The organism is Tardiphaga sp. 42S5, from assembly GCF_034044155.1.
GTDB classification, from domain to species: Bacteria; Pseudomonadota; Alphaproteobacteria; order Rhizobiales; family Xanthobacteraceae; genus Tardiphaga; species Tardiphaga robiniae.
In genome coordinates, this window is sequence record NZ_CP139027.1 from 4,235,318 (window position 1) to 4,249,812 (window position 14,495).

The following is a 14,495-nucleotide window of genomic DNA, read 5'->3' on the forward strand; positions in this document are numbered from 1 at the left end:
GACACCCCGCCTAAGTTCCCAATGTTGACCGATACCAAACAGGAGCAGCGGCTCCTGAAGATTTCGATTTACGTCACGCTTCTCATTTCATTTGCCAGCATCGCTTTCGGGCTCGCCATCAGTTCGCGCGCCATCGCCTTCGACGGTTTTTACACGTTGATCGACGCAGCCATGACCGGCGTTGCATTGCTGACCGCAAGACTGATCAGCAGAGGCGAAGACGACCGCTTCCAGTATGGCTACTGGCACCTTGAACCAATCCTCGCGCTGATCAACGGCACGGTGCTCAGCTTCGCTTGCGCCTATGCCTTCATCGACGGCCTTAACGGGCTGATCACCGGCGGTCGCGCCATCGAATTCGGCCCCGGCGCGATCTTCGCCGCGGTGGCGGGTGCCATCAGCTTCGGCATGAGCATCTATATCCGCCGCTCGGCCGGCGAACACGGCTCGCAACTGCTCGACATCGATGCCCGTGCCTGGCTGATGGGCGGTGTACTCAGTCTGGCGGTCTGCATCAGCTTCCTGCTCGGAGCGGTGATGGCGAAGACTCCTGCAGCGGCCTATGCGCCGCTGGTCGATCCGCTGATCCTGCTGGTGGTTGCGATCTGCCTGCTGCCGTTTCCGCTCTCGACGATCTGGAATGCCGGGCGTGACATCCTGCAGGTCGCACCGAGCGATCTCGACGAGGAGGTTCGCGAGCTCGCGCAATCGATCGCGCACAAGCATGGCTTCAGCGACTGCAGCTCGCATGTGATGCGCTCCGGCCGTCAGCAATTCATCGAGATCGGGCTGGTGGCACCGTCCGGCGAGATCAGCAAGACCTTCGCCGAACTCGACGCGATACGCGCGGAGATCGCTTTGGCTATGGGCGGTCTCAGCCCCGGCTATTGGCTGACAGTCGATTTCACCGCCGACAAGCGCTGGGTGTAAGTTACGCCCGCGCTTTGCGCCGAACACGCCAGGCTAGAACAAAGGCAAGAAACAGGACGAGCACCACGCCCAGCACGATCGCGCCGGCGCGAAGCCGGCCGCCAGGACGATCGATATAAAGCGAGCGCAGCGACGGCGCCTCTCCGTCGCGCGCAAGACGAAACGCCACAACGCTGTCGCCGATCGAAGTGCCGACTTCCGAATGCCCGCCGGCGGCGATGACCACATACTGCTCTCCGCCGATGACGTAAGTCATGGGATTGGCGACGCCCGGCACCGGTAGTCGCCCCTGCCAGAGTTCAGCGCCGGTCTTCGCATCATACGCACGCAGGTAGGCATCCACGGCGCCGGTGAAGATCACGCCGCCGCGCGTCGGCAGCAGACCATTGACCAGTGGCATGCCGGTGGCCAGTGCGAGCCCCAGTGGCGCGATATCCTCGGTGGTGCCGACCTTCGACTCCCACAGCACTTTCCCCGCCTTGAGGTCTACCGCAACCATCGCGCCCCATGGCGGCTTGTTGCAGGGCATGCCGAGCGGCGACGTTACAAGCGCCCGCGTCATGGCAAAAGGCGCGCCGCGCTGCGCGCCGAAATCGACACCGGCCGGCGGCCTGTAGTTCTGCGCCTCGGCGCGTGTGATCAACGTCACCCGATGCACGGCGCGGCTCGTATTGGCATAGAGCACCTGCCGGACAGGATCGAAGGCAACACCGCCCCAGTTGACGCCGCCACCGGTCATCGGAAACAGCAAGGTGCCGGCCCCCGTCGCAGGTGGCGTATAGAGGCCTTCGTTGCGTCCACTGGCCAGTTCATCCCGGCACTTGCCGCGATCCCAGAATGTCACACCGAACGCCTCATCCGGCGTTACCCGCTGCGGCACCAGTGTCGGAAGATGCGTCGGAAACGGCTGCGTCGGCGACAGCGCTTCGCCCTCGACGCCGCCTTGCGGAACGGCCCTCTCCTCCACCGGCCAGATCGGCGTGCCGCTGCTGCGATCCAGCACGAACAGAAAGCCCTGCTTGGTCGCCTGGATCACGACGTCGCGCGGACCGCTTGCCAGATCGATACGGGCCAGCGTCGGCTGCGCCGGCACGTCGTAGTCCCAGACATCGTGATGCACGGTCTGGAACGACCAGACCAGTTCACCCGTGTCGATCTTCAGCGCAACAACCGAATTGGCGTGCGCATTGTTACCGGGCCGCTTGCCGCCCCAGAAATCCGGACTGGGTGACGACGTCGGCAAGAACAGCAATCCGCGTTCGTCATCCACCGACATCGGCGCCCAGACATTGGCGTGGCCGGCTTCGATACCGTCATGGACTAGCGGATCCCACGACCATCGCGGCGCGCCGCTTCGCACATCGAACGCGCGGACGGTCCCCTTGGGCGCGCTCACACGCCGATTGTCGGCGAGTGCAGAACCGACCACGACGACGTCGCGCCCCACCACCGGCGGCGATGTGATCTGAAATTCACCGGGACCATCAAGCGGCATTCCCGGGTCGAGCTTGACCTCACCCTGCGCGCCGAAGTCGGCACATGGCAGTCCGGTCGCGGCATCCAGCGCAATGACACGGGCATCGTTGGTACCCATGAAGATGCGGCTGCGACAGGTCGCGCCAGATGCTGCGCGATCGTCACGCCAATAGGCGACGCCGCGGCACACCCATCGATTGGCCGGACGCACATCCGCTGCGACCCGCGCATCGAAACGCCACTTCTGCCGACCGCTAGCAGGATCGAGTGCAATCACCTCGTTGAATGGCGTACAGAAGACGAGGCTGTCTTCAACCAGGAGCGGCGTCGCCTCGAACTTGGTGCGCGCCATCTGCGCAGGTGTGCGACGCAGGAGATCGCCAGTCTGGAAGCGCCAAGCCTCGATCAGGCGGCTGACATTGTCGGAGGTGATCTGCTCAAGCGGCACAAAGCGAGAGCCACCAGGGTCGCCGCCCCAATGCTCCCATCCGAGCGCGGGCACAGCCGACAAGACTACCAGCGCCAGGATTCCTCCAATCCAATTCCTCATCGAAGCACAGCTCCGCAGATCCCGACTGACATGACCTGATGTTAGTCGTTGAGCCCGCCCTGTCCATGTCGAACGCATAGTAAAGAGGCCGGCTGCGTAACAGCCGGCCTCTTTGAAACTCGATCAATATTACAGCGATAGTTACGCGATGTCCTCGATTGTCGTCTCGCCGTCATCCGGGCGCTGCTCAAAGTGCGATAGCTTGTTTGCCGTATTTTCCAGGACGCCGGCGACAAAATCGGACACCGAATTCTCGATCGGCGCCGCTTCCGCTATCTTCTGAACGATCATCTCCACAAAGGCTGGCATCGCATTTTCCTTATTCGATGGTGCAATGCACGTGCTGCCATTTGGTTCCGGCGGAGACCGTCGTCATTCCATTTCCGACTTAGGAACATCCCCAACGGTGGTGGATTGCCCTTTATGGAGGAGGAGAAAGAGCAATGCCAAAATATCATTTCGAGATTGTCGATGGTTTCCGGCTTGAGGACCCCGTAGGTCTGGATTGTAGCGACGACACACAAGCCAGGGATGTCGCCAAGAATATTGCTCATCAAATCGCAGTTGATATCGCAGGCGACTGTGACCGGAAGGTCGTCGTCATCGATGACAACGGCGATGAAGTCTACAAGACGAAGATCAAGCCCTGACGCGGCGTGACGTATACTCAAGCATAACAAAAGCAATGGAACTACACTTTCTCAGGAACATCCCTCCGCCAATGCCGTTGTACGGCGGGCAATGCATCGCGAGGAGAACCAAGATGAACAACCGTTTATTGATGAGCGTCGCCGCCGCTGCACTGATTGCAGGTTCGGGTTTGGCTAGCGCGCAAAATCCCGGCGGCGCAGGAGCTGCAACGTCGGGTGGTGGCGCCGGAGGTGCCGGAATGACCCGTGAGGCGCCGGCGGGCGGTGCTGCACGTAGCGGCGCAACGAGCGCGCCCGCAGGCGGCGCGGCTGCTGATCGTGCTGCGCCGGCCGAACGCAACGCACCAGTCAACAAGGACGAAGCGACCGACACCACCAACAAGTCCGAGCAGAAGCCGGCGGTGAAGTCGACGCAGTCCGACGACAAGATGCAGCGTGACGACAAGCGTACGACTGACTCGACCCGTGACAGCGGAAAAGCCGGCAAGGACATGAAGGCCGATTCCAAGTCGACCGACTCCAAGTCAGGTGCCGACACCAAGTCGACATCGACGGAGACCAAGTCGACCACGACCACCGGTCAGGCCGGCGCGGGCGCCAAGCTGACCACCGAGCAGCGCACCAAGGTCACCACGGTCATCAAGCAGCAAAATATCCAGCCGGTGACCAATGTGAACTTCTCGATCTCGGTCGGCACCCGTGTGCCGCGCGAGGTCCGCTTCCACCCGCTTCCGGCTGAGATCATCACCGTCTATCCGGATTGGCGCGGCTATGAGTTCTTCCTGGTGCGCAACGAGATCATCGTCGTGAACCCGCGAACACTCGAGATCGTCGCAGTCATCGACGCCTAAGGCGGCGCATCTGATGTGACACCCGGGCGGGCTCGAAAGGGTCCGCCCGTTTGCTATCCGGGACGCTCCGCCCCTGTCGTGAGCCGGCAGATTGCCGGAATGGCGCCAGCGGCTTTAACTTTGGTTAATAAGCATTTTCCACAGGTTCCATCGGGCTTTTTATGAATTGGGTGAGGTATTTGGCTGGGGGAACCGGGGGTCTAGAGGCTTCCCCTCTGCAGTCAGGTTACCTATAACCCCCCGCAGACCGGCGCCCACCCGCGCCCATTGCTATTGCCCGGGATGTCCGATGGCCAATACCACGACCAACACCATCTACGTGCTCAACGGCCCCAACCTCAACCTGCTGGGAATCCGCGAGCCGGACACCTATGGGCATGCAACTCTGGCCGATGTCGAGAAGTTGTGCGTGACGACGGCCGCTCAATATGGCCTGACCGCAGATTGCCGGCAGTCCAATAGCGAGAGCGAGCTCATCGGCTATATCCATCAGGCCCGCGAGAAACACGTGGCCGGCATCGTGATCAATGGCGGCGCTTATTCGCACACCTCGATCGCCCTGCATGACGCCATCGTCGGTGTGCGCATTCCCACCGTGGAAGTGCATGTCAGCAACGTCTACACCCGCGAAAGCTTCCGCCACCATTCCTTCATCGCCAAGGCAGCCTTTGCCAGCCTCTGCGGCTTCGGCATCGAGGGCTATCGCCTTGCCATCAGCGGCCTCGCTGCAAAAATCGGTGCCAACGCCATCGCGTGACGCGCCCGCTCCGCTCATTATTCGTCTTTCACTTCAGACATTGGATTGCCCATGGCCCGCAAGCCTGACGACACACAGACCGCAACGCCGAAAGCCAGCAACGATAGCGGCATGATCCGCGAACTGGCGCTGCTGCTGGATGAAACCAATCTCACCGAGATCGAGGTCGAGCGCGCCGGTCTGCGCGTGCGCGTCGCGCGTAACATCAGCGTTGCTGCCGCTGTGCCGGCTTATGCGCCCGCACCGGCTGCTGCACCCGCGCCTGTCGCCGCAGCTGCTGCCGCGCCGGCCGCCGCCGACATGACCAAGCATCCCGGCGCTGTGCCCTCCCCGATGGTCGGCACCGTCTACCGTGCCCCGGAGCCCGGCAAGCCGGCCTTCATCGAAGTCGGCGCCAAGGTTGCAGCCGGACAGACGCTGGTCATCATCGAGGCGATGAAGACCATGAACCAGATCCCGGCACCGCGGGCCGGTACCGTGACGCAGATCCTGATCGAAGACGGCTCGCCGGTCGAATACGGCGAAGCGCTGGTCATCATCGAGTAACACCACAACGTCCTCTGACTTCGGAACGCCATGTTCGAGAAAATCCTGATCGCCAACCGCGGCGAGATCGCATTGCGCATCCTGCGGGCCTGCAAGGAGCTCGGCATCGCGACCGTGGCCGTGCATTCAACAGCGGACGCCGACGCCATGCATGTGCGCCTCGCCGACGAGAGCGTGTGCATCGGCCCGCCGGCGTCGAAAGACAGCTACCTCAACATCCCGTCGCTGCTCGCCGCCTGTGAAATCACCGGCGCAGATGCGGTGCATCCCGGTTACGGCTTCCTGTCCGAGAATGCGCGCTTCGCCGAGATCCTCGCCGACCATAATCTGAAGTTCATTGGCCCCAAGGCCGAACACATCCGCCTGATGGGCGACAAGATCGAAGCCAAGAAGACCGCCAAGCGGCTTGGCATTCCCGTGGTGCCCGGCTCCGACGGCGGCGTCGGCCCCGAGGACGATGCCATAGCCATCGCCCGCGAGATCGGCTTCCCGGTCCTCGTCAAGGCAGCCGCCGGCGGCGGCGGCCGTGGTATGAAGGTCGCGCAGACCGAAGCCGATCTGCTGATGGCGCTGTCCACTGCCTCGAACGAGGCCAAGGCTGCGTTCGGCGACGCGTCGGTCTATCTCGAAAAGTATCTGACCAAGCCGCGCCACATCGAAATCCAGGTGCTGGGCGATGGCCGCGGCGGCGCGCTGCATCTTGGCGAACGCGATTGCTCACTGCAGCGCCGGCACCAGAAGGTCTGGGAGGAAGGCCCCTCGCCTATCCTGTCACCGGAAGCGCGTGCCAGGATCGGCGGCATCTGCGCCAAGGCGATGCAGGACATGCAGTATCTCGGCGTCGGCACCATCGAATTCCTCTACGAGGACGGCGAGTTCTATTTCATTGAAATGAACACCCGCATCCAGGTCGAGCATCCCGTCACCGAGATGATTACCGACATCGATCTCGTGCTGGAGCAGATCCGCATTGCCGCCGGCGGCGACCTGCCTTGCACCCAGGAAGAGGTCAATATCATCGGGCATTCCATCGAGTGCCGTATCAATGCCGAGAACCCGGAAACCTTCCGGCCCTCGCCCGGCACGATCACCCAGTATCACGCCCCAGGCGGCCTCGGCGTCCGCATCGATTCCGCGGTCTATCAGGGTTACAAGATCCCGCCTTATTACGACTCGCTGGTGGGCAAGCTGATTGTCCACGGCAAGAACCGACCGGAATGCCTGATGCGACTCCGGCGGGCCCTGGACGAGATCGTGGTGGACGGCGTCGAGACGACCCTGCCGCTGTTCCGGGCCTTGGCCCGGGAAAGCGATATTATCGAGGGCGACTACCACATCCACTGGCTGGAACAGTATCTCGCGGGCAAGCCTCCCAAGACCTGAAACATTTGGGATCAGTCTGGAACCAATCGCCTCGATCCGCGTTTTTTGTGCTGCCGGGAGACGTCCGGCGGCGGGGGCCATATTGAAGTTCAGCCTGCAATCCAAGCGAGTATTACGTGACCGCTGACGCCGCCCGCAGGCGAGCGCTATGGCAAATCCTGCTGCTCTTGGCGGGATTGCTGGTGCTTGCCGCCGTCAGCGCGGCCTCCGTTATCCTGGTGAACCAGGCACGTGACGATTCCAGGTGGGTGGTCCACACCGTCGAAGTCCAGAACCAGATATCGAACCTGCTGCTGGAAATCCGCCGGACCGAAAGCGCGACCCGCGCCTATCTGCTGTCCAGCGGTCCACAATTCCTTTCCGAATACGAAACCTCGGCGGCCGCGATCCTGCCGGCCGTCGACAGACTGGTGGCCCTCGCCAACGACAATCCGGCCCAGGTCGCCAACACGGTCAAACTGCGTGCAGCCGTCGAGCAGCGACTGGCGGAATTCGCCAGGGGGATCGACCGCATCAAGAACAACGACATCCAGTCGAGCATCGACATCCTGCGTCGCGGCGGCGCCAATCAGGCCGTTCAGGACATCGCCGATATCACCCGCGCGATGCGCGCCGAAGAAGGCCGCCTGTTCGTCGAACGCACCCGGACGGCCGACCAGAGCCAGCAATGGGCCTCGTGGGTCACCGTGGCCGGCTCCGGCCTGGTGGTGCTCTTGGCGGCGCTGTCGATCTTCCTCGTGCGCCGCTCGTCAAACGCCCGCGATGAGGCGGAGGCCAAGTTGCGCGACAGCAACGTCGACCTCGAAGCCGCCGTTGAGGAGCGCACCGCCGACTTGCGCGAGGCCAACGACGAGCTGCAGCGCTTCTCCTATATCGTCAGCCACGACCTGCGCTCGCCGCTGGTCAACATCATGGGCTTCACCAGCGAGCTCGAGGAGCTGCGCGGCGATATCTTCAGGCGCATCGCAACGCTCGCCAATGCAGACCCCGTCGTGCCCGATGTGAACGGCGAATTGCCGGAGCCGGCGCTGCCCGAGCAGGACAAGCAACTCTCCGCCGATTTCACCGAAGCGCTCGGCTTCATCAAATCGTCGATCGGGAAGATGGACCGCTTGATCAGCGCTATTCTCAATCTGACCCGCGAGGGCCGGCGGGAGTTCAAGCCGGTGAAGATCGACACTCGCGAACTCATCGAAGGCATCGCTTCCACCGTAGCGCATCAGGCAGCCGAGACCGAAACCCAGATCCGCATCGAGCCATTGCCTGACATCGAGAGCGATCGTCTCGCAATGGAACAGATCTTCGGCAACCTGATCGACAATGCGTTGAAATATCTGAAGCCCGGCGTCCCTGGCGACATTCTCGTCAAGGGCCGCACCAAGATGGGCTTTGCGATCTTCGAGATCATCGACAACGGCCGCGGCATCGATCCCCGGGATCATCAGCGTATCTTTGATCTTTTCCGCCGTGCGGGTACACAGGACAAGCCCGGCCAGGGCATCGGATTGGCCCATGTGCGCGCTTTGGTGCGACGAATGGGCGGCACCATGTCGGTGTCATCGGAAATCGGCAACGGCAGCAACTTCACCGTCACGCTGCCGGCCAGATGGACGGGGCATAACCGGGATAAACAAACATGAGTAAGCCAGTTACCATCATTATGATCGAAGATGACGAGGGGCACGCCCGTCTGATCGAACGCAATATCAGGCGCTCGGGTGTCAATAATGAGATCATCCCGTTCACCAACGGTACAGACGCCGTCAACTATCTGTTCGGCAAAGATAGCACTGGCCTCGATCACAAGGGCGAAGCCCTGCTGATTCTGCTCGACCTCAACCTGCCCGACATGACCGGGATCGATATCCTGAAGCGTGTCAAAGAGAACGAATTTCTCAAATGCGCGCCCGTCGTGGTCCTCACCACCACCGACGACGCGCAGGAAATCAAACGCTGCTACGAATTGGGCTGTAACGTCTACATCACCAAGCCCGTGAACTACGAGAGCTTCGCCAACGCGATCCGCCAACTCGGTCTGTTTTTCTCCGTCATTCAGGTTCCGCAAGCGTCCACATGACATCTGCCACGACGCCTACGCTGCTGTATATCGATGACGACGCAGGTCTTGCGCGGCTGGTGTCGCGCGGCCTGACGCGGCAGGGCTTTGGCGTCGAGCATTGCGACAATGGCGAAGCCGGGATCGAACGGATCAAGCAGGGTGGCATCGACGTCATCGCGCTCGATCAATACATGCCGGGCCTCGACGGGTTGGAAACGCTGGAGCAGATCCAGAAGCTGCCCTCGCCGCCCCCGGTGGTGTTCGTCACGGCGTCGCAGGACAGCAAGATCGCCGTCACCGCCCTCAAGGCAGGTGCCGCCGACTATCTGGTGAAGGACACCCAGGGCGACTTCCTGCCGCTGCTGCATGTCGCCTGCACGACCGCCATTAAACAGGCCCTGATATCAAAGGCACGCGACGACGCCGAAGCCGAAGTCCACGCGTCACGCGACCGCTATGCGGCCCTCGCGGCCGAGCGCGAAGTGCTGCTGCGCGAGGTCAATCACCGTGTCGGCAATTCGCTGCAGATCATCGCCTCGCTGCTGCATCTGCAGGCCAACTCAACCAGCGAAGATCACGTCAAGGTGGCGCTGACCAATGCCATGGGCCGTGTCGCCGCCGTGGCGCAGGTCCATCGCCGGCTGTACACCTCGCACGACCTCAACAGCGTGCTGCTCAATCAGTATCTGGAAGCCCTGCTGGAAGATCTCCGTCGCTCGGCCGAGGGCAACCGGATGTCGCGCCTGACGCTGAAAGCTGAGTCCGTCGAGATCGACCCGGACCGCGCCGTGGCCATCGGCATCATCGTCAACGAGCTGGTGATGAACGCCGTCAAATACGCCTATCCCGACGGCGCCGGCCCGATCCATGTCGTGCTCACCGCGCAGGGCGACCAGCTCGAACTGTCGATCACTGACGATGGCGTCGGCCTCAACGTGAAAGTCGACCCGCGCTCCACCGGCATGGGCCAGCGCATCGTCAATGCCATGGCCAGCAAGCTCGAAGCTTCCGTCGAGCGGGATCCCGACCATACCGGCACCCGCATCGTGCTGCGGTTCTGTGCCGTCACCAAGCCCGCGGCCAAGCCGCCTGTGAGTGCGGCGGGCTAGGCCTGCCTGCGCTGCGGCCGCGCCTTAAACACCCCCAACCTGCACAAATATGCCGCGCCCGTTCGCCTTGCGCGGTTCCATCGCATGCCTAGACTGCACCTTTCAGTCTGCTGATATTTCTCTTTCTTTCCGGACCTCGGATTTCATATGCGCTGCCTTGTCGTAGCCGATCTCCACTATTCGCTGCCCCAGTTCGACTGGCTACTCAGCGTCGCGCCGCAATTCGACCTCGTGATCTTTGCTGGCGACGCTCTTGATATCGCCTCGGTCGTCGACTTCCGCGCTCAAATCCTGGTGGTGAAAAAGTATCTCGGCCTGCTTGCCCAACGCACCAAGGTGATCCTGTGCTCTGGCAATCACGATCTCGACGAACGCAACGATGAAGGCGAGAAGATCGCGCGATGGGTTGGCGATGTCAGACAACTCGGCATTGCTTGTGATGGTGACAGTCTCACCATCGGTGATACGCTCTTCACGGTCTGTCCGTGGTGGGACGGTCCGTTGGTCCAGCAGCGTATCGCGCAACAACTCAACGAAGCATCCGCACAAAATGCAAAACGCTGGATCTGGGTGCATCACGCGCCGCCAACCAACTCACCGACGAGCTGGGGTGGCAAACGTTACTTCGGCGATATCGAACTGGTGCAGTGGATCGAAGCGCATCGGCCCGCGATGGTGATCTCCGGCCATGTGCATGAGTCTCCGTTTGTCAAAGACGGTTCCTGGTACGACCGGATTGGTGAGACTTGGGTGTTCAATGCAGGCCGCCAGTTCGGCCGGCCGCCGGCTTACATCGTGCTCGACCTCGATGACGGCACAGCATTCTGGCTATCGGCGGAAGGCGCTGACCATATCGATCTGAACGCTCCGCTGCAGCGTCCGGCGTTACCGATCAAGGTCGCGCCCGCATGGCTCACATCCGTGGATCGTTTTGTCGATCCGAGCCCCGATCCGAACCTGGTGACACCTTCGTCGGCGACAGGTTGACCATGTTGTCCAGGAGTTCACCGACCATCGACAGATGCGTACCATGGCCGGCATATTGCTGCTTGATATCGGCAAGATAGCTCGTCGCCACATTGAGCCGCTGCGCCAGCAGCCGCGCGATCATCAGCACGACGGTCGGGTGAGCCCGCAAGAAATCCGTCGCATTCTCGAACTCGTAGACTTGCGTATCGATGGCAGCACGCACCGTGGCCGTATGCGGCTGTTCGAGGAGCACCGACATTTCACCGACCACCGCACCGGGTTCGGTCAAACTCGCAACCACCGTGTCGCCCTTGACGACATCGAGCTGCCCTTCGATCAGCACGAACAAATGCCCGCTGGTCTGTCCTTCCCGGATGATCGTATCGCCAGCTGCAACGCTGTGCTTCACGCCATCGCTGCAATGATCCAGAACGGCGCGCATATCAGGCACTCCAACATGGTTGATAAAGCGTATGCTCGCCGTGACGATCGCGTGACACAAGGCCCGAATGCGCCGAAATTGTCGGCAACCGGCGCATATTGGGTGCGGCGGAGCTTGCGAGACGTCCCGCCCCGGCTACCACGTCTTTCTCCCTGTTGCATTTGTTCGGGAGATAGTTATAGTTAGTTGCTTCCTTAGCAATAAGGCCCGTCCTTCCAGACGGGCCGTTGCCATTTTAGGGGGCCTTTGCGATGAGCCGTTCCAACCGGATCGATCATATTCGCCTGACGTCGCATCCTGCGCCGGGCGCCAAGCATCACTTCCCGATCCAGTGGGGCGCAGCCTCCGCACGCGAACGTGGACCGGTCATCGGCACCGTTTCCCGCCCGCAGGACCGCAACGTCATTGGCACCCATGGCGGCTCCTATTCGGTCTATCGCGCGCTCGCCGTTTCATCCGGCGCGCTTGATCCGCTGAAGCGTCCCGATCTCACAAACACCCATCCCGCTGCTATCGTCGGGCCTTTCGGACAATGGACCGATCCCGAGAAGATCGTATCGCTCGATCCCTGGGGTCATCTCGTTGCCGAAAACTTTGCGCCCGAGATCGCCGAAGGGATCGATATCCGCCCGAGCATTGCGATCACCAAGGCGCGGCTCGATCTGCCCGAGCTGCAGGCCGCGATCGCCGGCGGTCGCCTCAAACACGACGGCGACGTCGTGCATGCCAATGGCAGCGTCTCCGTCGTCAAGATTGCCATCGATCCCGTATGGTATTTGCCCGGTCTCGCCAAACGCTTTGATACCAGCGAGAACAATCTGCGCCGCCAGCTATTCGAACAGACCGCCGGCATGTTTCCCGAACTCGTGACGCGGCCTGACCTGCAGGTGTTCTTGCCGCCGATCGGCGGGACTACCGCCTATCTGTTCGGCGACGTCAGCAAGCTGCCGGATCACACGACCAAGATCACCTGCCGCGTCCATGACGAGTGCAACGGCTCGGACGTATTCGGCTCCGATATCTGCACCTGCCGTCCCTATCTCATTCACGGCATCGAGGAATGCGCACGCGCCGGCCAGTCCGGCGGTCTCGGCATCATCATCTACAACCGCAAGGAAGGCCGTGCGCTCGGCGAGGTCACCAAATTCCTCGTCTACAACGCGCGCAAACGCCAGGAGGGCGGCGACGCCGCTGCACAGTATTTCGAACGCACCGAATGCGTCGCCGGCGTGCAGGATGCGCGCTTCCAGCAGTTGATGCCGGATGTGGTGCACTGGCTCGGCCTCAAGCGCATCGATCGCTTCATTTCCATGAGCGACATGAAGCACGATGCGTTGACCAGTCAGGGCGTCGAGATCGTCGAGCGCGTGCCGATCCCTGACGACATGATCCCGGCCGATGCGCATGTGGAGATCGCCGCCAAGAAGGCGGCCGGCTACTTCACGCCGGACCCGGTGACGCCGCAGGATCTGATCGACTCCGTCGGTCGCGGGCTTGAGAAGTATTGAGATATCAGCAGTGAATCCCCACCCCCCGGAAGCCTCTGCCGCCCTCTCGTTACTGTCAGCTCATGCCGTGCGCACCCGTGCGCAGCGCATGCTGACCCTCGGCCTCGACGACAAACTGCCGAACTTCCGCATCGATCTCACGCGCATGGACGACGTGATCAACCTGGTGCTGGACACGACGCGCGCCTCCTATCCGTCGCTCGATGTCCCGTTCCATTCGCGCTGGCGTCACTTCGTCAATGCTGGCGACAATCGCTGGGCCGATGTCGCGGATGGCATTTCATGGCCTGATCGCGCAGCACGCGGACGGGCGGAATTCGATCTCGCTATCACAAGCGTGTTCCTCGATGCCGGGGCCGGTCCAACCTGGCGCTATACCGATCCCCAAACCGGCGCGGCCATCGGCCGTTCCGAAGGTCTCGGTCTCGCGAGCCTCGCGATGTTCGCCGGCGGCACGTTCTCTGCCGATACCGCGCAGCCACTGCGCGCCGATGCCAGCAAGCTCGCAGAGCTCGACGTCAGCGATCTCAAGCGCGGCATGCAGGTCTCCGACGCCAATCCAATGGTCGGCATCGACGGTCGCGCCGATCTGCTGCGCCGGCTTGGCGAACACGTAGCGTCGAAGCCCGATGTGTTCGGCACGAAGGATACGCCGCGGCCCGGTGGGTTGTTCGACCGCTTGGCATCGCTGGCTGAGAATGGCCGCCTGCCCGCTCCCACCATCCTCTCGGAACTGCTGCTGCAACTTGGTCCGATCTGGCCGTCGCGGCTGACGCTGGATGGCATCGCGCTCGGTGATTGCTGGAAGCATCCGGCGATGACGACCTCGGATGCGACGAGCGGCCTTGTGCCCCTGCACAAGCTGTCGCAATGGCTGGCCTATTCGCTGATCGAACCGCTGCAGACCGCAGGCATCGATGTGACCGATATCGACGGCCTCACCGGACTGGCCGAATATCGCAATGGTGGTCTTTTCGTCGATGGTGGTGTCCTGAAATTTCGCGATCCTGCGGACGCCGCGCGTGAGCACGACGTATCGTCGCCGCTGGTGGTGGAATGGCGGGCACTGACCGTGGCGCTACTTGACCGCGTCGCCGGCGGCCTGCGACAAAGACTGAAGCTCGACGCGACGTCGCTGCCGCTGGCCAAGGTGCTCGAAGGAGGCACATGGGCCGCCGGTCGCATCCTGGCGCGCGAGCGCCGCGAGGATCATTCGCCGCCGGTGAAGGTCATCAGCGACGGTACGGTTTTCTAGATCAAAGACG

Annotated in this window: 15 protein-coding genes; 12 read left to right on the forward strand and 3 right to left on the reverse strand. The window is 62.1% G+C overall.

Annotation, left to right across the window (positions count from 1 at the left end; translation table 11 throughout):
• Nucleotides 1-21: 21 nt before the first annotated feature.
• Nucleotides 22-930, forward strand: coding sequence for a cation diffusion facilitator family transporter (locus SFY93_RS19690; protein ID WP_089264113.1), 909 nt, complete (start codon nucleotides 22-24; stop codon nucleotides 928-930).
• Nucleotide 931: 1 nt separating this feature from the next.
• On the opposite strand, the gene SFY93_RS19695 is transcribed toward SFY93_RS19690, so the two are convergent.
• The gene (locus SFY93_RS19695; RefSeq protein ID WP_320444278.1) at nucleotides 932-2,956 is read right to left on the reverse strand and encodes a pyrroloquinoline quinone-dependent dehydrogenase; all 2,025 of its coding nucleotides are present in this window, start codon (nucleotides 2,954-2,956) and stop codon (nucleotides 932-934) included.
• A gap of 141 nt (nucleotides 2,957-3,097) precedes the next feature.
• Nucleotides 3,098-3,265 (reverse strand): hypothetical protein, encoded by a 168-nt coding sequence (locus SFY93_RS19700; protein WP_175368882.1) that lies wholly within the window; start codon nucleotides 3,263-3,265, stop codon nucleotides 3,098-3,100.
• 134 nt (nucleotides 3,266-3,399) lie between these two features.
• On the opposite strand from SFY93_RS19700, the gene SFY93_RS19705 reads away from it, so the two are divergent.
• The 9 genes from SFY93_RS19705 (at nucleotide 3,400) to SFY93_RS19745 (ending at nucleotide 11,298) form a co-directional block, all read left to right on the forward strand.
• The gene (locus tag SFY93_RS19705) at nucleotides 3,400-3,606 is read left to right on the forward strand and encodes a DUF6894 family protein (RefSeq protein ID WP_089264111.1); all 207 of its coding nucleotides are present in this window, start codon (nucleotides 3,400-3,402) and stop codon (nucleotides 3,604-3,606) included.
• Between the two features lie 113 nt (nucleotides 3,607-3,719).
• Complete coding sequence (locus SFY93_RS19710; RefSeq protein WP_120289362.1) at nucleotides 3,720-4,457, forward strand: DUF1236 domain-containing protein; 738 nt, start codon at nucleotides 3,720-3,722, stop codon at nucleotides 4,455-4,457.
• A gap of 289 nt (nucleotides 4,458-4,746) precedes the next feature.
• Nucleotides 4,747-5,214, forward strand: coding sequence for a type II 3-dehydroquinate dehydratase (gene aroQ, locus SFY93_RS19715; RefSeq protein WP_093758393.1), 468 nt, complete (start codon nucleotides 4,747-4,749; stop codon nucleotides 5,212-5,214).
• Between the two features lie 51 nt (nucleotides 5,215-5,265).
• Nucleotides 5,266-5,760, forward strand: coding sequence for an acetyl-CoA carboxylase biotin carboxyl carrier protein (gene accB / locus SFY93_RS19720; RefSeq protein ID WP_089264108.1), 495 nt, complete (start codon nucleotides 5,266-5,268; stop codon nucleotides 5,758-5,760).
• Nucleotides 5,761-5,790: 30 nt separating this feature from the next.
• On the forward strand, nucleotides 5,791-7,143 hold the full coding sequence (accC, locus tag SFY93_RS19725; protein ID WP_320444279.1) for an acetyl-CoA carboxylase biotin carboxylase subunit: 1,353 nt from the start codon (nucleotides 5,791-5,793) through the stop codon (nucleotides 7,141-7,143).
• Nucleotides 7,144-7,259: 116 nt separating this feature from the next.
• On the forward strand, nucleotides 7,260-8,783 hold the full coding sequence (locus tag SFY93_RS19730; protein WP_320444280.1) for a sensor histidine kinase: 1,524 nt from the start codon (nucleotides 7,260-7,262) through the stop codon (nucleotides 8,781-8,783).
• Nucleotides 8,780-9,220 (forward strand): response regulator, encoded by a 441-nt coding sequence (locus SFY93_RS19735; RefSeq protein ID WP_089264105.1) that lies wholly within the window; start codon nucleotides 8,780-8,782, stop codon nucleotides 9,218-9,220. Before SFY93_RS19730 ends, SFY93_RS19735 begins: the two co-directional genes overlap by 4 nt.
• Nucleotides 9,217-10,311: a response regulator gene (locus SFY93_RS19740; protein ID WP_089264104.1), complete on the forward strand. Its 1,095-nt coding sequence runs from the start codon at nucleotides 9,217-9,219 to the stop codon at nucleotides 10,309-10,311. Before SFY93_RS19735 ends, SFY93_RS19740 begins: the two co-directional genes overlap by 4 nt.
• A 147-nt stretch (nucleotides 10,312-10,458) precedes the next feature.
• Nucleotides 10,459-11,298 carry a metallophosphoesterase family protein gene (locus SFY93_RS19745; protein WP_320444281.1) on the forward strand — a complete coding sequence of 280 codons (840 nt, stop codon included), beginning with the start codon at nucleotides 10,459-10,461 and terminating at the stop codon, nucleotides 11,296-11,298.
• On the opposite strand, the gene SFY93_RS19750 is transcribed toward SFY93_RS19745, so the two are convergent.
• The gene (locus tag SFY93_RS19750) at nucleotides 11,225-11,722 is read right to left on the reverse strand and encodes a Crp/Fnr family transcriptional regulator (protein WP_320444282.1); all 498 of its coding nucleotides are present in this window, start codon (nucleotides 11,720-11,722) and stop codon (nucleotides 11,225-11,227) included. The genes SFY93_RS19745 and SFY93_RS19750 overlap by 74 nt on opposite strands.
• A gap of 251 nt (nucleotides 11,723-11,973) precedes the next feature.
• Between SFY93_RS19750 and SFY93_RS19755 the strand changes: the two genes are divergently transcribed.
• Nucleotides 11,974-13,230, forward strand: a complete 1,257-nt coding sequence (locus tag SFY93_RS19755; protein WP_320444283.1) for a GTP cyclohydrolase II — start codon at nucleotides 11,974-11,976, stop codon at nucleotides 13,228-13,230.
• A gap of 10 nt (nucleotides 13,231-13,240) precedes the next feature.
• Nucleotides 13,241-14,485, forward strand: coding sequence for a URC4/urg3 family protein (locus tag SFY93_RS19760; protein ID WP_320444284.1), 1,245 nt, complete (start codon nucleotides 13,241-13,243; stop codon nucleotides 14,483-14,485).
• Nucleotides 14,486-14,495: the final 10 nt, after the last annotated feature.